Origin of the sequence: Anaerolinea thermolimosa, from assembly GCF_001050195.2 — a bacterium.
GTDB lineage: Bacteria > Chloroflexota > Anaerolineae > Anaerolineales > Anaerolineaceae > Anaerolinea > Anaerolinea thermolimosa.
The window spans coordinates 1,715,619-1,734,697 of record NZ_DF967965.1 but is presented as its reverse complement, the minus strand read 5'-3'; the positions used below and the strand labels follow the sequence as shown (position 1 = coordinate 1,734,697).

Sequence of the window (19,079 nt, the reverse complement as noted above, 5' to 3'; positions counted from 1 at the left end):
TGGTTTTACGAAGTATGGTCAGTTTATGTTTGTACAGATCATCCTGATCAGACGATCTTTCTGTATTTATTGTGACTATGATCTGTTAGCAAATAAAGAAAACAAGAGAGTTTCCTCTCCAAATACAGTTGGTGTAGATAGAATGAGTATGAAATATTAATGGACTTTGTTGACTTTGATTAAGAAACGATTTAAAATAGAACATAATTTCAAGTTTTGCCCGGGACGAATAAGGAGCTTCTGACATGGATTTTCGATTGCATTCTCCTTTCCACCCAACCGGAGATCAACCGGATGCGATTGAGAAACTGGTTGAAGGTGTTCGGAAAGGGTACCGGCACCAGGTGTTGCTGGGGGCAACAGGTACGGGGAAGACTTTCACCATGGCAAACGTGATCTCCCGTTTAAATATGCCAGCTTTGATCATGGCGCATAATAAAACCCTGGCCGCGCAACTGTATGCCGAATTTAAGGAGTTCTTTCCAGAAAATGCGGTGGAGTATTTCGTCTCCTATTATGATTATTATCAGCCCGAGGCGTATGTTCCTCAACATGACCTCTATATCGAAAAAGAGACGGAAATCAACGATGAAATTGAGCGACTGCGCCTTTCTGCCACGACGGCTCTCATGTCACGGCGTGATGTGATAATTGTTGCCTCTGTTTCATGCATCTACGGGCTTGGCAACCCTGAGGAGTATGGGAATAAAACGATCCGTCTCTCGAGAGGAACCATTTATCGACGCAATGCCCTGTTGCGGATGCTGGTTGAGGGGCAATATCAAAGGAATGATCTTGAGCTTCGGCCAGGAGTCTTCAGAGTACGGGGGGATACCCTTGAGATTCACCCGGCATACGAGGATCGAAAAATTTATCGGGTGAGCTTTTTTGGAGATGAGATTGAACGAATCATGGTGTTGAATCCTCTCACCGGTGAGGTTTATGATGAACCCGAGGAAGTCTTAATCTACCCTGCCAAACATTACGTGGCTGCTGAAGACCGCCTAAAGGTGGCGATACGCGATATAGAAAACGAACTACAAGAAAGGGTGGCTTACTTTAAACGTGAGGGGCGGTATCTGGAAGCTCAGCGTATTGAACAGCGCACGAAATACGATTTAGAGATGCTGCGTGAAGTGGGTTATTGCTCCGGGATTGAGAACTATTCCCGTCATCTGGATCAACGCCCTCCCGGTTCTCCACCGTGGACTTTAATTGACTACTTACCCAGCGAGTACCTGTTGATCATCGACGAGTCCCACATGACTATTCCGCAAATTCGGGGGATGTATAATGGTGACCGCTCACGCAAGCAAGTGCTAGCCGAGTATGGTTTTCGCCTACCTTCGGCTCTGGATAACCGCCCGCTTAAATTTGATGAGTTTGAACAACATATGGGGTACACGATTTATACGTCGGCAACCCCCGGGCCGTATGAGATGGAACGGGCTGAACAGATCGTTGAGCAGATTATCCGCCCAACAGGACTGGTAGATCCTGAGATTGAAGTTCGACCTACCCGGGGCCAGGTGGATGATTTGATTCACGAAATACGGAAACGGGTGGAAGTTGGAGAACGTGTGCTGGTGACCACTTTGACCAAGCGTATGGCGGAAGACCTGGCAGATTACCTGCTGGAGCTTGGCATCAAGGTACATTACTTACATTCAGAAGTAGAGACTCTGGAACGGGTGGGGATCCTTCGAGATCTACGACTGGGTGTGTTTGATGTTATTGTTGGGATTAACTTATTAAGAGAAGGTTTGGATTTACCGGAAGTATCGTTAGTGGCAATCCTGGATGCCGATAAACAGGGATTCCTGCGTTCAGCGACGGCGTTGATCCAGACCATCGGGCGGGCGGCCCGCCATTTAAATGGGAAAGTGATCATGTATGCTGATGAAATAACGGATGCCATGAAAGCCGCCATTGATGAGACGAATCGCCGGCGTGCCAAACAAATGGCTTACAATGAGGAGCATGGTATCGTACCGGTAAGCATCCAAAAGGCGATTCATGACATTACAGAACAATTGAGTGTCGACGCCCGGGCGATGGCGGAACGGCGCGGGGAATATGGCACATCCCGGAAAGAAACGGGCTTGCCGCGTGGTGAATTACAACGGTTGATCAGTGAGCTGGAACGCCAGATGAGACAGGCCGCAAAAGAACTGGAGTTCGAAAAAGCGGCTGCTCTTCGGGATCAAATGTACGAACTTAAAGCAATTCTTGCTGATGAAGCCGATCTGACCCCATTACAACGGATGAAATTACTCGCTGGAGAGTAATGCGTACCGTGAAAAACATCACAATCTCTTCATATTACCTTCACTAATTCTTTACAGATGGTGGGTATCCTTAGAAACGTAAGGATAACCTGATAAACATTTTTCTTAATGGAGGTAAATATGAATAAGAAAGTTCTTTTTGGAGTGGTTGGAATTGCACTTGCGGCTGTCTTAGCTTTTGCAGTGGTCCCCCAGGTCTTTGCACAGGCGCCAACCCCCGAGACTCAGCAGACACCCGCCTGGGGGTCGCGAGGATGGATGATGGGTGGTGGTGTTCACCCAATGCATGAATACATGGAAGAAGCCGTAGCCGGAAAGTTAGGGATCACTGAAGAAGACCTGGAAAAAGAACTTGCCAGCGGGAAGACCATGTGGCAGGTGGCCGAGGAACGGGGTTTCACTCAGGATGAGTTTCTTTCAATGATGCGCGAGGCCCGAAGCCAGGCACTGGATAAAATGGTCGCTGATGGAGTGATTACTCAGGCACAGGCAGACTGGATGAAAGACCGTGGGAATTACATGCTCGGAAAGAATGGTTGCCCCATGGGCGGCCTGGGACGGAATGGTGGCCGTGGTCAGGGAATGATGAACAGACCCACCTGGTAACTCTCTCCTGATGAAAGTATTCAAGGGCGGTTGAAAAAGCCGCCCTTTTTATTTGAATAATTCAGACTGTGGGGCGAACTTCAAATCGGGAAAACTCCCCTGAAGCAGCTTCCCATTCCACCTTACATTCGGTGACGAATGCTGATCGAGGCCCTCGGCGAAGTTCATCCAGAAAACCATCCAGCTGCTCCCGGCTTCCTTCCGCTAAAACCTCCACCTGCCCTTGATATGTATTCCGTACCCAGCCGGTAAGTTGCCGGCGTTGAGCGCGGTCCAGAACAAAAGCCCGGAAACCCACTCCCTGAACATGCCCATCAATCCATACATGAAGCCTTGCTTTGATTTCGGGATTCATTTCTCCTCCAGGGCTGAGGTTGGATGAAAACGTTTAGAAGCAACCAGTATCGTCACGGAAATTGCGCCGAACAATATCCCTACCAGCAGGATAAATGGGAGGAGGTTTTGGAAAATTAAATGATCTGTATTGAGATGGAGTTCTTCCTGTTTCCAACGATATTCAAGTTGAGAGAGGGGTTTATTCAGAGCTGTCTCAATGCCTTCAGAGCAACCCACCCCATTGTTGTAACGTTCAATGAGCCAGCGAATTGCGGATGATCCATAGGTTCGATGAAGAAAACGCACAAAGGAGGCTGATTCGGCATAAGCCAGGAAGGCGCTCGACGCATCCTGTGGAAAATTAGAGCACAAGGCCGTAATGGGAATCAATTTTCCTTCCTCAGCACTTTTGAGGAGCACCCGCTCATATTCAGGATTGGCGTAAGGTTCGGTATTGGAGGCTAACCCCTCAACCAGCCAGGCAGGCAGGTTGGATGTCTTCTCGCCCATAAGCTGGTAAATTAAAATATGCATCAATTCGTGAGGAAGCTGACGTTCCAGTTCAAGGCGTTCTTCAGGACCCTGGGGGATGGTGAGCACAATCACGCCCAGGTCTGGTGCCGCCTGACCTGTTACCCACGGCTGACTGCCCGTGCGGGTGGCTTTCATATCTGCCGGAGAATTGTAGATGTAGATTCTAATCTTTTGCTTTATTTGCAAAGGGAGAAGTTGATTGGCGGATTGAAACCCGGTCTGTGCGGTGTTGATTACCAGTTGGCCAAAGGCGAGATCCCGGTCATACCAGAAAACCTGGAAGAGGGGATTCTCCAGTTGCATCCACTGAAAGCGGGTGTCCGAATATTCGAATTGATACGACGGGCTGTTGATGATCCTGCCGTCGGAGAGCCGTAAACGATAAGAATAGGATACCTGGGAGAAGGCTCTCAGTGGGTGCTGATTCAGGTCAAGAGTGTATGTGAGAGTCTGTCCATCACCGGGTGGTAAGGTTATTGTTTCAGTTTCCTGTCCTTCGGGTTGGAAAATGAGGTAAGCTTCCTGGGGAGTGGTGTCAAGTTGTAAGGAAGCCTGAAAGGTAATTGAATTGCCAAAATCAATAGTCGTGGCGACTTCAGTAAAGGGAGTTTCCGCCTGAGCAAAAATTACCCGATTCCCTGCTAGAGAAAAGCTAAGACTTAGAAGAAGTGTCCAAAAAATGGCCGAACGAATTTTCCCCCCCATGAATCCCCCTAAAGGATTAGATCATTATCGTCATCAAGTTCTTCGTCGGTATCTTTGGGTTCTTCACTCAGGTCAATGACATGACCGAGCAAGTCTTTATCCGTGAGGTCGATGTTGAGCAAGTCCATCTCATGGCCGGTTTCTGTAAGCGTAAGGTTATCGAGGGCATTTTCGATCCATTCAGCTTCTTCCTCATCTTCGGTCTCGTCCAGAATATTTTCAAGCGTTTCGCGGACCTCATCGCCCCCGATTTGAGAAAGAGACCAGATGGCAGCGAAGCGGATTTCAGAATCCTGGGCTTCTTCTTCAAGGATATCGAGTAATATACGGCGGGAGGATTCGAGTTCTAACTCGCCGGCTGCCCGGATTGCTTCCAGTTGAATATTCGCTTTCGGATGATGGAGATTATTTAGGATGGCAGTTTCCCAGCCCTTATCATAAGAACGTCCCATGGCGAACAGGGCACTGGCCACCCAATCTGGGTCGTTGGTCTCATAAGCGGCCTGAATAAGGGAAGAAACTTCCTCGCGGCTGGAAAATCCGAGTGCTTCTAATGCACGTCGACGCACCATGGGTTCATCGTTACTTTTCTCTACATCGATTAACCGATCCTCAATTGTATGGAGTGTCTCCGGTGGAATTTCATCAATTTCACCAAGATAAATGAATTTCCCCAGGGCAGAAGCCGCAGCAGCTCGAACCTCACTTGAAGCATCAGTGGTGAGCATTTGTAAAAAACGAGGAACAAGATCCAGGCGTTCGCTTTCCCAGAGGAGACTGATGGCTCGTGAGCGAACCCCGGGTTCGTTATCATCCAGGGCAATCCGTGCCAGCTCATCAAAGAATACCAGTGTATCCGATTCGGCCAGTTCCTCGAGATCTTCCAGAAGAGCGAGTTTGCGGGTTGGGTGAATACGAGGCCAGGCCTGCCGCACAGACTCAAGCTCTGAACCTTCCAGATCAGAAAGGCGGTGAAGGTATCTTGGAGGAAAGGGAGTAGAAATATCCAACAGGGCATTGACCAGCTGCTGGATGGAGATTTTTTCCTGTCTGGAAGCCATGATTACTCCCCGATTATCTTAATTGAATTGGGTTGAAAATGTCCTGCGCAGTGATCAGGATCATTAAAATGATCAAAGTGGCAAACCCAATAAGGTGCACCATATTTTCATATTTCGCAGGAACTCGACGCCGGAACAGGATTTCAGGAAGGACAAAGAGAATTCGTCCGCCATCAAGGGCTGGAATAGGCAAAAGATTGGTCATCCCCAATGCTACAGAAATTATCGCCATGAGGCTGATGGTGCGTATGGGGAGACCGGAGGGGTTAGACTGGTCGACCTTCTGATCTTCTGTTCGGGCAAGATTGTAAATGTCATACATTCCCTTTGGACCAACCACACGTGCCTGATCAGGTGAAACCTGCCCCCGGAGAAGTTGTACAGGCAAGGATATCAATGTGCGGGCCTGATTGTAGGTGCTTTGAAGCGCCAGGGGAATGGATTCTGACCACGATACAGGCCGAACAGGAGAACCCATGATAATTCCCAATGGTCCTTCTCCTGGAGGAGGATTAAGGCGCGGAATAGCCTGGACAATGACAAGCTGATCGCCGCGCTTTACAGTTATGGTGATGTTTTTTCCCAGATTGGCGCTGACCAGCTCCGAAAGATCTTGAGTGGCATGAATCGGATGGTCATTCACTGAGACGAATATATCCTGGGGGAGAAGCCCGGCCTGTTCGGCGGGTGAGCCAGGATTCACACTGATAATTTGCACTACATTTGCAACCGGTGCCCCCATGGTTTTGAAGACCACACTGAACAGCAAGATACCGGCAATGAGGTTCATCAGTGGGCCACCGAGTAAAATGAAAAGGCGATGCCAGGGAGGGGCAGCCGCCATCCCTCCCGGGGTACTGGGATCGTTTTCACCTTTGGGGCGGACAAATGCTCCGAAAGGGATCCAGTTGAGGGTGAAATCTGTACCACCAAGTGTAAAAAGTTTGACGATCCGGGGTGGAAAGCCAAATCCAAATTCTTCAACCTCGATCTTAAACAACCTGGCGAAGAGATAGTGCCCCAACTCGTGAAGAAAAATCAACACACCCAGGGCCAGGATAAATTCAATAATCCGCAGAATGTTTGTTGTAAATGTCTCGATCATTACCGTTATATCTTTCTGTTCTTTCTGACTTGCGAACCATCAACAACCACTCCAATTATAGTATGAAAACGAGAGAATTCCAGTTTCATACGGGTTTCATGGAGAAGCTGTAAATGTAGTGGGGGGCTGATAGGGCAGGTGTTATGTTCTTCTTGCCCGGCGAGCTTTGTCATAAATTCAAGATAAGGCCGGTGGTTTTCTGGCCTTGAGAATGAAAAGCTTTCCGGATTGAATGGAATGCCATTGGGCCTGGGGGGTGAATCCAGCTGTGAGAAATAGATTTTCTATTTTCAACTGGAAGGCATCCGTATCTGAAGGGCGTTGTCTGAAAATTTTAAACAACCCATTGGAAAAGCGTCCGACCCAGTGATTTTCATGATGCATGGCTGCGAACAAAATGATGAGAACTCCGCCAGGTTTCAGGACACGGTAAATTTCTTCTATGGTTTGGTTGTGGGTAATGTAAGGAGTGGGGAAGGTGGACACAATGGTATCAAATCTCGCGCCTGGAAAGGGAAGCCATTGAGCTCTGGCACGAACGAGGTTCGGGTTTTTTGAATAGAAGTGTCTGAATCGGCGGCGGGCGATCCTGGCCATATTATTACTTTCATCTATTCCAAAAACAGCTTTATGACCGCTGGTGAGGATGGTTTGGAGATGACCGGTACCGAAACCGAGTTCCAGGATATTTTCTCCGGTGACCAACGGTTCAATCGATGCTACCCATTTTTGCCAGGCTCCTCCAGAAACCACCCAGGCTACCCAATCATAAACCCAGGCGAATGAATGATAGAGATGATGGAAGAAAAGTTTCAACAAGAAATCAAGCATTGGATAAAATCACCGCTCAGACTTCTTGCGATTGCGGAGTGTTAGAGAATTTCTCTCGGGGGTCATGTACACGAAGCTGTAAGACAATGATTGCCAGAATGCTAAAGAGAATAGAGGCTAAAAATGTGGTCTGGTAACCGGTCTGGTTGGCCAGCCATCCGCCGATCAACGGGGCAGAAATGGTGAAGGGAGCAATCAATGTGTTTGCCATTCCTACATAGATGGGACGATTGGTATCATCTCCAAACTGAAGGGTGAGAGCCATCATGATGGTCCATAATGCTGTGTTGGAAACGCCGGTAAGAACCATGACCAGGAAAAACCAGTTGAAGGAAGGAGCAGCCCAGGCCACTGTGGCACTTAACCCCATGGCGATGAATCCAATCTTAAGAACATTCAGCCGACTCCAGCGGTCTGCCAACCAACCGAGAGAAATGTTCATTATTACCTGAGAGATCATCAAGATACTCGTCATCAACCCAGCCTGAGTTTCGGAGGCACCAAGGTTTTTCACTGCATGAACGGCATAGAAGTTAAACCCCATCACACCAAACTGGCTTAGAAAGCGGCTGACCAATAACCAGGTGAAGTTTCTATCTTTGCGAAGAATTTCCAGTGCATTTCTGATGACGGAATTTTGGACGACCTCCTCATGATTGACTTCATGTTCTGGTTCACGCGTTAATGCAATAAAAAACCAGGAAATCAACAAACAGACGCTCGTGAGGGCAAAGACAAGCGCATAATTACTGGGGTATGGCTGTCGATCGAGGATGGTTCCGGCGATAATAGCAGCTCCACTTGCCAGAAGGTTGGCCGCTGCCCCCTGGACACCGAAGAATGTCGCGAGGTAATCGGGTGGAATGACTTTATGAATCATCACCTGCCATGGATTGGCCGTGAATCCTCCACCAAAACCTTGCCAGGCGAGCATGAGAAAAGTAAGTGTCAAACCAGCGGTTACGCCAATTTTTGGAAGAAGCAATGCAATGAGAGTTAGCCCGAGAAAGGGTACTCTTTCATGAATGGTCAGCAAAACCACCATGGGTTTATACTGTGTTTGACGGGCAATAGATTTAGCCATGAAGAGCTGAGGTAATTGCCAGCCTAAAGAATGAACAGCCATCACCAGGCCGATGAGAATCGCAGAATCGGTCATGGATGAGATGAACAGAGGAAGCACAGTTGAAAAGGAAGCAAAACCCAGGCCAAAACCAAAAAAGGCTCCGTCCATCACATTCACAAAATAATTAAACCGAAAATTTTTTCGGATCTCTTCATCCATAGACTGTCTCAGCCAAGTACAAAAAGCTTCCGAAGGATACTTTTGGTTTACACTTCGGAAGCAGGGAGGTGTGGGATCATTATGTCGATTTAATATTCTTCTTCGTCATCATCGATCCAAAGATCGGCATCCTCCTCGCCTTCTTCCTCCTCAAGATCCTCCCATTCTTCCAATTCCTCTTCTTCGTCCCATTCATCCTCAACGGCAGCTTCAGCATTCGGGCTATAAGTGTTGCAGCCGGTATCGGGGTCAATTTCAACCAGGGCAGCGCTACAATAACCTTCGTCGAGGAAGACACAGTCGAGGTAGCGACATCGAATACGGGGCATGAGATCCTCCAGTTATAGAGATCAAACTATCCAAAAGTTTTTATTCGTACCAAGGTACAGATAAAAATCAGCAAAATGGTTATTGCCGATAATACACAATAAGGGCAAATCGCCTTTAGTACGGCAATTTCGATATAGGTAAGGTACGCTGAAAACAACACCCCAACCAGGCTCAAACCGAAAATAGCCAGTAAGAAAGTTTGATTAGAGCGGTGTCCCTCTTTATCCAAAAGTAGAAAGACCAGGATCAGTAAGTAGGCCACTCCCCCCAGGAATGCAATGGGTATCCCATAGATTTGCGAAAAGCGGCTGCTATTTACTGCGTTGCAGTTACCAAGGTTTGGAAGGCAAGCAACCGTTGAATTTGTCCATTTTACCCAGGCAAGATAACTTGAATCAACCCAGCCAATGAATGCCGATAAAATGGAGACATTTTTAAGGGTTTGGTTAAGGTTCATCGAATCATGTTATCCAGTGGCCATACTTCAACCTTTGCACCTGCAGGAAGCGATTTTACTCCAGACGGAAGAATCAGTAAAGCATTTGCACGGGTTAAAGCATAAAGATTCGCCGATCCCTGGTGACCCTCAAGAAAAACTTTGGGTTCTGCGGGATTGGTTTGATCAAGACGAGCCCGCAGGTAACTTTCTCGACCATCGGATGACACTTCTTCTTGCAGGGTGGCCAGGAGGATGGTACGTAAGAAAGGCTGAAGGTTTTGCAATTTTCTTAATATGGGGAGTACGAACACTAAAAAACCTACAAATGAAGACACAGGATTCCCCGGTAACCCAATCACCGGTATGCCCCGGTAGGACCCGAAAGCTAGAGGTTTTCCCGGACGCATATTGACCCGCCACAAATCGAGATGGCCATGGGTTTGAATGACCTGTTTGACGAAATCATACGCACCGACTGAGACCCCCGCGGAAGTGAGGATGAAATCGGGATGGGATTGGATGGCTCTGTCCAGGGACTGTTCAATGATGAATGGGTCGTCAGGGAGAGTCTCCACGGAAAGAATCTGTGCGCCTGATTGGATCAACAACCCATAAAGGAGAAATCGATTAGCATCATAAATCTGACCGTATTCGAGGGCCTGGCCGGGGAGACGAAGCTCGTCGCCGGAGGAAAACAGGGCTACTTTCGGTTGTTTATGAACTTTTGTTTTCGTGTAGCCAAGCGACGCTAGCAATCCAATATCTTGAGGTGATAATTTCCTGCCGGGTTCAAAAATCTTCTCTCCCTTTCGAAAATCTTGACCCTGGTGACGAACATATTCTCCGGGTTTTACAGGGCGATAGATGCGGACTACATCTGATAATTTCTGAACCGACCGGTTCATTTCTGGGAGATAAGCATCAGTATATTCAACCGGAACAACCGCATCAGCCCCTGGAGGGAGAGGGGCTCCAGTCATAATTCGAGCTGCCTGCCCGACCTCAATGTTTTTTACAGGGGAAGAGCCCGCTGGAATGTCCCCTACTAATTTTAAGGTTATCGGAGTTGTTGAAGAAGCAGACGAGACGTCTGCGCTGTTTACAGCGAATCCATCCATTCCTGAATTTGAGAAAGATGGTGAATCCAAAGGGGCAATGATCTGTTCTGCCAGTACACGGCCGAGGGCATCCAGTAATGGGATTTCGATGGATGACAACGGTGCAAAATGCCCGATGATTTGTTCTTGTGCCTCTCTGACTGATAGAAGCTTGTCCATGGCATCTGCTTTCATCGATACTGAAAAACTCATGCTCATCCGGGCTTAACCCGATGAGCTTCGGTGACGTTGGGTAAATTTTCGATTCGGGTCAGTACCCGGCTGAGTTGAGCAATATCACCCACTTCCAAAACCAGACGTAAATTTGCCAGATGGTGGCTGACCTTAAGATTGACATCTAAAATGTTAATGTTTTCTTCAGCCAGGATTGTGGAAATATCTCCCATTAATCCCTGGCGATCATAGGCTTTAATTTCAACCGGCACAGGGTAGGTTTTAGGTGCCGAACCCCAGGAGACTCGAATGATGCGATCTCGTTCGTGAAGGCTGAGAATATTGGGGCAATCCTGCCGATGGATGGTGACACCGCGCCCCCGGGTAATATAACCGATGATCTCGTCCCCGGGAACGGGTTTGCAACACCGGGCGAAGGTCGTGAGGATCCCCTTAAGACCCAGTACCGTAACTGTTGCTTGCTGCACTTTACTTTCGTCAAGTGCTGGATGGGGAACGAGCAATGGATCAGAAACTTTTTCTTTCCCCAGATCGATGATTTTGTTGACGATTTTCCCGATCGTAATGTCGCCACAGCCAATGGCCACGTAAAGCTCTTCCGGGGTGCGGAAGTCAAATGCCCGGGCCAATTTTTCGATGTCTATCTCAATCCCAAGGCGTCGGAGTTCTCGATCAAGGATGTTCTTACCCTGGGTGAGGTTTTGTTCCCGGTCCTGCCATTTAAACCAACTGCGAATTTTGGCGCGAGCGCGTTGGGTTTTTACCAGCCCAAGGTTGGCATTCAACCAATCACGGCTGGGCCCACCGTGTTTGGCGGTGAGGATTTCGACCTGATCGCCGGTTTTCAACTCATAATCCAGGGTCACCAGGCGACCATTCACCTTAGCGCCGCGACAGCGATGGCCAATTTCGGTGTGGACGTGGTAGGCAAAATCAATGGGGGTAGAGCCTTGAGGTAAATCGATGATGTCACCGCGCGGGGTGAAGACATAAACCCGGTCTTGAAAGACGTCTGTCTTCATCCCGTCCATAAATTCGGCGGCGTCGGTCACTTCCTGACGCCAGTCCATTAATCGCCGAAGCAGGTTCACGCGTTGTTCATATTCTTCACCAATGCGCCCGCTTTTTTCTTTATACCGCCAGTGAGCTGCAATACCATATTCAGCGTTCTGGTGCATCTCCGGTGTGCGAATTTGAACTTCCAGGGGCTTCCCATCATCATAAATCACTGCAGTATGTAAGGACTGGTAGTTGTTATCTTTTGGAGCGGCAATGTAATCATCAAACTCATGGGGGATAGGCCGCCAATGGGTATGAATGACGCCAAGGGCTGAATAGCAATCCTGGGTCGTTGGAACGATCAGGCGTACCCCGCGAAGGTCCATGAGCATATCAAAGGGCCGCGATTTTTCCTGCATTTTTCGATATATGGAATAGATGTGCTTGGGGCGGCCAGAAATTTCGGCCGTGATTCCTGCCTGTTCCAGCGTGGTCTTCAGGTGATTAATAATTTCTGTCACCTGTTTCTCTCGATCGGCGCGACGCTGAGAGAGTAACTCGGCGATTTCTTTATATTTCTCCGGATTGACGTGTCGAAAGCTCAGGTCTTCCAGTTCCCATTTGATTTGCCAGATACCCAGACGATTTGCCAGTGGGGCAAAAATATCCAAAGTCTCTTGAGCGATACGCTTCCGCTTATGCTCTGGCATATACCAGAGAGTGCGCATATTGTGAAGGCGATCAGCCAGTTTAATAAGCACTACACGGATATCTTCTCCCATGGCCAGGAAGGTTTTTCGTAAAGTTTCCTGGGCTAGTTGTTTTCGGCGTGTATCATCAGCAAAATCAGTATCGGCAGCTTCAGGTTCGGCAGGTTCTCCTTCTTTCTGTTCGGTGTAGAGCTGATCGCCACGGGAGACCCTGGGCAAATTACTCAGTTTGGTAACACCATCAACCAGGCGAGCAATTTCATCTCCAAATTCAGACCGGATGTCCTCCAGGGTTACTTTGGTGTCTTCAACGGTATCATGTAACAGGCCAGCGGCAATGATGACCGGCGGAACGCGAAGATCGGCCAGAATCGAGGCGACGGCCAGGCAATGGGTGATATAAGGCTCACCTGAAAGACGCTTCTGGCCTTCATGGGCTGATTCGGCGAACTGATAGGCGCGTTGGATCAATTCGCGATCCACCGCTGTGTATTGTTCTGGCAGGCTTTTCAATAAATCATCAATGCCCATGTTTTATCCCACCGGTACTTCCAGGTTGGTTAAATATACTCACCTTTTGTGTTGATTTGCAAGACCGTATAAGGGGCAAAAAGTAAATTGAAACGATCGGGGAGGGACTTCATTCGTCTGGTAGCTGGAAACGGCTAAGGTCTAAGTGCTCCAGGGAGGGCAAGATGAGGTTTGCACCCGATATGTCGAGTTGAGAGCTGACAGGGTTAGGAACGGCAATGCAAAAAATTCCTGCCTGTTTTGCGGCAAGAATCCCGTTGGGCGAATCTTCAATGACAATCGCTTCTGAAGCGTGTACACCCAAACGATAAAGTGCGAGGTTATATAAATGGGGTGCTGGCTTAACTTCAGGCACATCTTCCCGGGTGCAAATTGCATGGAAACAGGAAATGAACCCTAATTTTTCCAGATGTGAGGTTACCCAGGTTTTGGATGAACTTGATGCAATGGCCAAACGCAAACCCAAACGACAAGCATTCAGGATGGTTTCTTGCACTCCAGGTAACGGAGGTTGGTCTTGCAATGCTTTCATTAGCTTCGTTTTATGTTCCTGGAGGAGGGCCTGGCGATCGACTGCGTGGCCGATTTTTTCCTCGAGATAGGTGAGTGGATCAAAGGCTTCGATGGAAGACCCAACACCACGGGCCCATTCATGGAGAGGTAAACGAACACCAAATCTGGCAAGGGTGCTTTGCCAGATCTGGTATTCCGGGGTTTCTGAATCGATGATTACGCCGTCGAAGTCAAAAAGAATTGCTTTCAGCGTGGGCATCAGGTTTCGGAACGAATGGAAGATCGTAAATAAGCTTCAATAAAACCGTCGATTTCCCCATCAAGCACTGCCTGGGTGTTGCCGGTTTCAAAATCTGTGCGATGGTCTTTGACCATCTGATAGGGATGTAACACATAGGAGCGAATCTGGCTGCCCCATTCTGCCTTGATATACTCTCCGCGCAGTTCAGCCATCTGACGCTCCTGAGCTTCTCGCTGTAATTCGGCCAGTTTTGCCCTCAAGACACGCATGGCATTTTCACGATTCTGCATTTGTGACCGTTCATTCTGGCAGGAAACGACTATGCCGGTCGGCAGATGGGTGATGCGAACAGCGGTGGCGTTTTTCTGGACGTTCTGTCCCCCTGCACTGGATGATCGGTAAATATCAATGCGTAAATCGTCGGGGTTGATCTGTATGGCAGTATCGTCGTCTTCCAATTCCGGTAAAACCTCAACCTGAGCAAAGGAGGTATGCCGGCGATGTGCGGCGTCGAAAGGCGAGAGCCTGACCAGGCGATGTACACCTTTTTCAGCCTTTAAATACCCGTAGGCGTAAGGCCCATTAACTGCAATGGTTACGGACTTGATCCCTGCTTCTTCTCCTTCTGTAAGGTCAAGGATCTCCGTTTGGTAACCGCGCCGTTCGCACCATCGCAGATACATTCGCTGGAGCATAGCGGCCCAATCCTGTGAGTCTGTGCCGCCTGCGCCGGCATTGATGGAAAGCAGAGCATTCCCACGATCATATTTTCCACCGAGGAGGATTTGAATTTCTAATCGAGCGATTGTATCTTCCAGGTGGGTGGATTCCTGTTCTAATTCGCTGCGAATGCTCTCATCATCAAGCTGAGCCAGCTCCAGGGCGTCATGTATTCTCTGATTTAAAGTGTTCCACTGTTCCACCTCGTCGCGCAAGGCAGAAAGTCTTTTCATCACCTTTTGGGCTTCCGCAGGGTCATCCCACAGGTGAATGTCTTCAGTCCTGGATTCCAGCCGGGTAATTTCTTCCTGTTTTTTGGCTAAGTCAAAGATGCTCCTGAAGCGCAAGGAGTTTTTTCTGGATGGTCTGTAAACGTTCAACTAAATCTTGCATGAGTCCTCCAGGGCCTATCTGGGTTCAAAGATGTTTTCCACGAAAGCCTGTCGGTCAAAAACCTGGAGATCATCGGGTTTTTCACCGAGTCCGGCGTACAGGATGGGTAGATGCAGTTCATTTTGAATGGCAAATGCCATTCCCCCGTGAGCTGAGGAATCCAGTTTCGTGAGGATGATCCCGGTAACATTCACAGCCTCTTTAAATGACCTGGCCTGGTTCAATGCGTTTTGACCGGTGGTGGCATCCAAAACCAACCAGGTGGCATGGGGTGCTCCGGGTAAGGCTTTACCAATGACACGATAGACTTTCTTTAACTCCTCCATCAGGTTTGTCCGGGTGTGAAGGCGTCCTGCTGTATCTACAAGCAGGTAGTCTGCTTTACGGGCAATGGCCGCCTGAACAGCATCATAAGCGACGGCGCCAGGGTCGGCATTGGGTTGCCCGGCAATTACCGGCACCTTGAGCCTTTCTCCCCAAACCTGGAGCTGATCCACAGCAGCTGCCCGAAAGGTGTCAGCCGCGGCAAGGATGACACTCTTTTTCTGACTGGTAAACAGTGCGGCCAGTTTTGCAGCGGTGGTTGTTTTCCCTGATCCGTTTACCCCGACCAGAAGAATCACAGCGGGATGCTCATGGGAAAAATCCAAATGTGGAGCGGGTTCAAGTAGCTGGAGTAATTCTTCCTGTAAAGCCTTCTGGAGATCGGCTGGCTGGGTAAGTCCTTCATCGAAAACGCGTTTATGTAAGGTGGCGATGACTTGCTGGGTGATATTTACGCCGAGATCTGCCTGAATGAGGATGGCTTCAAGTTCGTCCCATATATCTTCAGTGATTTTTGTTGCCCCGAAGAGCTGAGACAAACGACCAAACGCAACTTTTCGAGTGCGCTCCAGCCCTGTTTTCCAGCGTGAAAAGAATGTAGTTGCCATTGGCCGAAATTATATCATCCTTCAATGGAGGTGTTTTGGGTTGCCAGCTGCCCGCATCCAGCCTGAATATCAATGCCACGGCGCAGGCGAATGGTGGAGGGGATGCCGGCCTGACTGAGAATTTCACAAAACATTTCTGCTCTCTCGCGTGTGGTGGCTTCTCCCTGGTAACGGCGAGTGGGATTAAGGGGGATGACATTGACGTGGCAGAGTAATCCTTTCAGAAGACTGGCCAATTTATGAGCTTGCTCGGGGGTGTCATTAACATCACGAATCAATGCCCACTCAAAGGTAATTCGTCGATGAGTCTGGGAGACATAATCGCGGCAGGCAGAAATCAATTCTGAGATGGGATATTTTTTGTTGATTGGCAACAACGATGAACGGGTCTCATCATCGGCAGCATGAAGACTGACTGCCAGGTTCACCTGACGATTTTCCTGAGTAAACTTTCGAATCATGGGGATGATTCCTACCGTCGAAATGGTGAAACGGCGAGCGCCAAGGTTAAATCCTTCCGGGTGGTTAAGGCAGTCGATAGCTCGAAGGGTCTCTTCGTAGTTATGAAAGGGTTCTCCCATTCCCATAATGACGATATTCGATACTGCTTCTCCATGTGCCTTGAGCTGACGGGCGTAGTAAAGCACCTGTTCAATGATTTCACCGGAGGAAAGATTACGTTTAAACCCCATTTGCCCGGTTGCACAAAAGACGCATCCCATGGCACATCCAGCCTGCGTGGAAATGCAAAGCGTTCGGCGGGTTTTATACCGCATTAGAACTGCCTCGATGGCATGGTTATCTCGGAGGTGAAATAGGGTCTTTATGGTCTCGCCGTCGGATGAATGTAACTCGGCACCAGGCAGAAGCGCCTGAAAGGTGAATTCTTGAGATAGTCGTTCACGCAAATTCCCGGGCAAGGTGATAAATTCATCCGGACTCTTCCAGAGAGAACGATACAGTCCTTCCCAGATTTGAACGGCCCGGTAGCGAGGCAATCCCCATTGCTGCATCAGACCCAGAAGGTCGTTAAAACTTAAGTCGTAAATTAACCGTGGACGGTCTTTCATATTAGACCTTATGGGGATTGGAGATCAGGTTGGGCAGTTCATCGACATTGTTGAGGATAAAGTCGGGGAGGATGGATTGCACAGAATGTGGGGGATGGATATCCTGAGGTGTGGTTACTCCCGTTAGAACGAGTACACTCTTACAGCCAATCCGCTGTGCCCCGAGGACGTCTGTATCGAGTCGATCACCAACGACCAATACCTGAGACGAAGACAGCTCCATACGCTGGAGAGAGAGCTGGAAAAGATAGGGTTCCGGTTTTCCCATCACAACAGGGTTTTTCCCGGTGGCAGCCTGGATGAACGCAAGCAGGGCACCGGTTCCCGGGGTCAGACCGGAAGGAGAGGGGAATGTCCGATCGGGATTGGTGCCGATAAATTCAACACCATGATAAATTAATTGTACACCTTTGGTGAGGATATTGTAATTTAAGTTGCGATCTAGACCGGCGACTACGGCGACAACATCCTCGGCCTCAGAATAGTGAAATCCCCATTCGCGGAGGGTATCTTTGAGGCCAACCTCTCCAATCACGTAAACTGGCGCTCCAGAAGGGTATTTCTGGCTTAAATAACTGGAAGCTGCCATTGAAGATGTCACGATATTTTCGGGGCCCAGCATAACTCCAAAGCCCCTGAGTTTTTCTAAATACTGGGGGACGCTTCGGGTTGAGTTGTTGGTGGCGAGGACTATCTTTAGACCGAGAGACTTTAACCGGGCAAAGAAGCCGGGCAAGTCTACTAAAGGATAGTCCCCTCGCCACAGGACACCATCCATATCCAGAATTACCCCTCTAATTTCTGAAAAATCCATATATCCCTTTCGTACTTTATCGAAGCCCAAGCCGGATATCCGTATCCGGCTTGGGCTTTAGTAGTCGAATAGAACAGGAACGAACCGGCCTACTTTTGCGGAGTTTCCAGAACTTTATCTACCACGCCGTACTCGACTGCCTGGTAGGCATCCATGTAAAAATCTCGCTCAGTGTCACGTTCAATCACATCCATGGGTTGCCCTGTGGCATTAGCGAGGATATCATTGAGCATGGATTTCAGGCGGAGGATTTCTCTTGCTTGAATTTCAATATCCGTTGCCTGCCCTTGAGCGCCTCCCAGCGGTTGATGCATGTGAATGGTTGCATGGGGAAGCGCATATCGCTGGCCTTTTGAACCAGCAGCCAGAAGAACGGTGCCAAATGATGCGGTGACACCAACTGCAACGGTACTAATCCGATTAGGGATCATTCGCATGGTGTCATAAATCGCCAGGCCCGCATAAATGAGCCCCCCGGGCGAGTTAATGTACATCTGAATATCTTTATCGGGATCTTCCCGACTCAAGAAAAGTAGCTGAGCGACGATCAGATTAGAAACTTGATCGTCTATAGGCGTGCCCAGAAAGATAATCCTCTCCTTTAACAGGAGCGAGTAGATATCATAGGCACGTTCTCCCCGGGCTGATGATTCGATCACCATGGGGATGACGGATGAAAAATTCAGGTTTGGCATGAGCACTCCTTCAAGCTCATAAAGGGCGTTATTCCTGGACGGTTGATTGGGAAAGATCCGATTCGACCCTGCCTGGTAGGCATCCATGTAAAAATCTCGCTCAGTGTCACGTTCAATCACATCCATGGGTTGCCCTGTGGCATTAGCGAGGATATCATTGAGCATGGATTTCAGGCGGAGGATTTCTCTTGCTTGAATTTCAATATCCGTTGCCTGCCCTTGAGCGCCTCCCAGCGGTTGATGCATGTGAATGGTTGCATGGGGAAGCGCATATCGCTGGCCTTTTGAACCAGCAGCCAGAAGAACGGTGCCAAATGATGCGGTGACACCAACTGCAACGGTACTAATCCGATTAGGGATCATTCGCATGGTGTCATAAATCGCCAGGCCCGCATAAATGAGCCCCCCGGGCGAGTTAATGTACATCTGAATATCTTTATCGGGATCTTCCCGACTCAAGAAAAGTAGCTGAGCGACGATCAGATTAGAAACTTGATCGTCTATAGGCGTGCCCAGAAAGATAATCCTCTCCTTTAACAGGAGCGAGTAGATATCATAGGCACGTTCTCCCCGGGCTGATGATTCGATCACCATGGGGATGACGGATGAAAAATTCAGGTTTGGCATGAGCACTCCTTCAAGCTCATAA

General features: G+C 48.8%; 18 protein-coding genes and 1 pseudogene. 2 read left to right on the top strand and 17 right to left on the bottom strand.

The features are described from left to right. Window positions 1–245 precede the first annotated feature (245 nt). Entirely contained in the window at window positions 246–2,288 is a 2,043-nt protein-coding gene (uvrB, locus tag ATHL_RS07875) for an excinuclease ABC subunit UvrB (RefSeq protein ID WP_062191845.1), read from the top strand. Window positions 2,289–2,408: 120 nt separating this feature from the next. Next, window positions 2,409–2,894, top strand: a complete 486-nt coding sequence (locus ATHL_RS07870) for a hypothetical protein (protein WP_062191842.1) — start codon at window positions 2,409–2,411, stop codon at window positions 2,892–2,894. 61 nt (window positions 2,895–2,955) lie between these two features. Here the strand turns inward: ATHL_RS07870 and ATHL_RS07865 are convergent, their stop codons facing one another. From ATHL_RS07865 to ATHL_RS19690, 17 genes and pseudogenes are all read right to left on the bottom strand, one after another. Continuing rightward, window positions 2,956–3,249 carry an acylphosphatase gene (locus tag ATHL_RS07865; RefSeq protein WP_062191840.1) on the bottom strand — a complete coding sequence of 98 codons (294 nt, stop codon included), beginning with the start codon at window positions 3,247–3,249 and terminating at the stop codon, window positions 2,956–2,958. Beyond that, window positions 3,246–4,469 (bottom strand): peptidase MA family metallohydrolase, encoded by a 1,224-nt coding sequence (locus tag ATHL_RS07860; RefSeq protein ID WP_062191837.1) that lies wholly within the window; start codon window positions 4,467–4,469, stop codon window positions 3,246–3,248. Before ATHL_RS07860 ends, ATHL_RS07865 begins: the two co-directional genes overlap by 4 nt. Window positions 4,470–4,477: 8 nt before the next feature. Further along, window positions 4,478–5,530: a HEAT repeat domain-containing protein gene (locus ATHL_RS07855; protein ID WP_062191835.1), complete on the bottom strand. Its 1,053-nt coding sequence runs from the start codon at window positions 5,528–5,530 to the stop codon at window positions 4,478–4,480. 13 nt (window positions 5,531–5,543) lie between these two features. Next, the gene (locus ATHL_RS07850; protein WP_062191832.1) at window positions 5,544–6,635 is read right to left on the bottom strand and encodes a M50 family metallopeptidase; all 1,092 of its coding nucleotides are present in this window, start codon (window positions 6,633–6,635) and stop codon (window positions 5,544–5,546) included. A gap of 177 nt (window positions 6,636–6,812) precedes the next feature. After that, window positions 6,813–7,466, bottom strand: coding sequence for a class I SAM-dependent methyltransferase (locus ATHL_RS07845; RefSeq protein ID WP_062191829.1), 654 nt, complete (start codon window positions 7,464–7,466; stop codon window positions 6,813–6,815). A 16-nt stretch (window positions 7,467–7,482) separates the two neighbouring features. Continuing rightward, entirely contained in the window at window positions 7,483–8,700 is a 1,218-nt protein-coding gene (locus ATHL_RS07840) for an MFS transporter (protein WP_236822395.1), read from the bottom strand. Window positions 8,701–8,840: 140 nt separating this feature from the next. Then, complete coding sequence (locus tag ATHL_RS18850) at window positions 8,841–9,080, bottom strand: hypothetical protein (protein ID WP_062191824.1); 240 nt, start codon at window positions 9,078–9,080, stop codon at window positions 8,841–8,843. Between the two features lie 26 nt (window positions 9,081–9,106). Further along, entirely contained in the window at window positions 9,107–9,538 is a 432-nt protein-coding gene (locus tag ATHL_RS07830) for a vitamin K epoxide reductase family protein (RefSeq protein ID WP_062191816.1), read from the bottom strand. Continuing rightward, entirely contained in the window at window positions 9,535–10,830 is a 1,296-nt protein-coding gene (locus ATHL_RS07825; protein ID WP_062191815.1) for a molybdopterin molybdotransferase MoeA, read from the bottom strand. Before ATHL_RS07825 ends, ATHL_RS07830 begins: the two co-directional genes overlap by 4 nt. Before the next feature lie 2 nt (window positions 10,831–10,832). After that, window positions 10,833–13,052, bottom strand: coding sequence for a RelA/SpoT family protein (locus tag ATHL_RS07820; RefSeq protein ID WP_062191813.1), 2,220 nt, complete (start codon window positions 13,050–13,052; stop codon window positions 10,833–10,835). A 109-nt stretch (window positions 13,053–13,161) separates the two neighbouring features. Continuing rightward, window positions 13,162–13,824: an HAD family hydrolase gene (locus ATHL_RS07815; protein ID WP_062191812.1), complete on the bottom strand. Its 663-nt coding sequence runs from the start codon at window positions 13,822–13,824 to the stop codon at window positions 13,162–13,164. Beyond that, window positions 13,824–14,919 (bottom strand): peptide chain release factor 2 gene (prfB, locus tag ATHL_RS07810; RefSeq protein ID WP_114679478.1). Its coding sequence is split into 2 segments (ribosomal slippage): window positions 13,824–14,852 and window positions 14,854–14,919, totalling 1,095 coding nucleotides; the frame shifts between segments, so codons are not numbered across the junction. The genes ATHL_RS07815 and prfB overlap by 1 nt, the downstream gene beginning before the upstream one ends. A 14-nt stretch (window positions 14,920–14,933) precedes the next feature. Beyond that, entirely contained in the window at window positions 14,934–15,851 is a 918-nt protein-coding gene (gene ftsY, locus ATHL_RS07805) for a signal recognition particle-docking protein FtsY (protein WP_062191809.1), read from the bottom strand. Between the two features lie 14 nt (window positions 15,852–15,865). Next, on the bottom strand, window positions 15,866–16,921 hold the full coding sequence (gene rlmN / locus ATHL_RS07800) for a dual-specificity RNA methyltransferase RlmN (RefSeq protein WP_062191806.1): 1,056 nt from the start codon (window positions 16,919–16,921) through the stop codon (window positions 15,866–15,868). 1 nt (window position 16,922) lies between these two features. Further along, on the bottom strand, window positions 16,923–17,735 hold the full coding sequence (locus ATHL_RS07795; protein ID WP_084001268.1) for an HAD-IIA family hydrolase: 813 nt from the start codon (window positions 17,733–17,735) through the stop codon (window positions 16,923–16,925). 89 nt (window positions 17,736–17,824) lie between these two features. Next, window positions 17,825–18,430 (bottom strand): ATP-dependent Clp protease proteolytic subunit, encoded by a 606-nt coding sequence (locus ATHL_RS19695; protein WP_062192373.1) that lies wholly within the window; start codon window positions 18,428–18,430, stop codon window positions 17,825–17,827. A gap of 69 nt (window positions 18,431–18,499) precedes the next feature. Further along, window positions 18,500–19,057: pseudogene (locus tag ATHL_RS19690) on the bottom strand (ATP-dependent Clp protease proteolytic subunit); the annotation flags it as partial. Window positions 19,058–19,079 lie beyond the last annotated feature (22 nt).

What these genes read in the sequence shown, in the direction of transcription:
- uvrB (WP_062191845.1), top strand. Translation starts at nt 246, where the DNA reads ATGGATTTTCGATTGCATTCTCCTTTCCACCCAACCGGAGATCAACCG.
- ATHL_RS07870 (WP_062191842.1), top strand. Translation starts at nt 2,409, where the DNA reads ATGAATAAGAAAGTTCTTTTTGGAGTGGTTGGAATTGCACTTGCGGCT.
- ATHL_RS07865 (WP_062191840.1), bottom strand. Translation starts at nt 3,249, where the DNA reads ATGAATCCCGAAATCAAAGCAAGGCTTCATGTATGGATTGATGGGCAT.
- ATHL_RS07860 (WP_062191837.1), bottom strand. Translation starts at nt 4,469, where the DNA reads ATGGGGGGGAAAATTCGTTCGGCCATTTTTTGGACACTTCTTCTAAGT.
- ATHL_RS07855 (WP_062191835.1), bottom strand. Translation starts at nt 5,530, where the DNA reads ATGGCTTCCAGACAGGAAAAAATCTCCATCCAGCAGCTGGTCAATGCC.
- ATHL_RS07850 (WP_062191832.1), bottom strand. Translation starts at nt 6,635, where the DNA reads ATGATCGAGACATTTACAACAAACATTCTGCGGATTATTGAATTTATC.
- ATHL_RS07845 (WP_062191829.1), bottom strand. Translation starts at nt 7,466, where the DNA reads ATGCTTGATTTCTTGTTGAAACTTTTCTTCCATCATCTCTATCATTCA.
- ATHL_RS07840 (WP_236822395.1), bottom strand. Translation starts at nt 8,700, where the DNA reads ATGGACGGAGCCTTTTTTGGTTTTGGCCTGGGTTTTGCTTCCTTTTCA.
- ATHL_RS18850 (WP_062191824.1), bottom strand. Translation starts at nt 9,080, where the DNA reads ATGCCCCGTATTCGATGTCGCTACCTCGACTGTGTCTTCCTCGACGAA.
- ATHL_RS07830 (WP_062191816.1), bottom strand. Translation starts at nt 9,538, where the DNA reads ATGAACCTTAACCAAACCCTTAAAAATGTCTCCATTTTATCGGCATTC.
- ATHL_RS07825 (WP_062191815.1), bottom strand. Translation starts at nt 10,830, where the DNA reads ATGAGTTTTTCAGTATCGATGAAAGCAGATGCCATGGACAAGCTTCTA.
- ATHL_RS07820 (WP_062191813.1), bottom strand. Translation starts at nt 13,052, where the DNA reads ATGGGCATTGATGATTTATTGAAAAGCCTGCCAGAACAATACACAGCG.
- ATHL_RS07815 (WP_062191812.1), bottom strand. Translation starts at nt 13,824, where the DNA reads ATGCCCACGCTGAAAGCAATTCTTTTTGACTTCGACGGCGTAATCATC.
- ftsY (WP_062191809.1), bottom strand. Translation starts at nt 15,851, where the DNA reads ATGGCAACTACATTCTTTTCACGCTGGAAAACAGGGCTGGAGCGCACT.
- rlmN (WP_062191806.1), bottom strand. Translation starts at nt 16,921, where the DNA reads ATGAAAGACCGTCCACGGTTAATTTACGACTTAAGTTTTAACGACCTT.
- ATHL_RS07795 (WP_084001268.1), bottom strand. Translation starts at nt 17,735, where the DNA reads ATGGATTTTTCAGAAATTAGAGGGGTAATTCTGGATATGGATGGTGTC.
- ATHL_RS19695 (WP_062192373.1), bottom strand. Translation starts at nt 18,430, where the DNA reads ATGCCAAACCTGAATTTTTCATCCGTCATCCCCATGGTGATCGAATCA.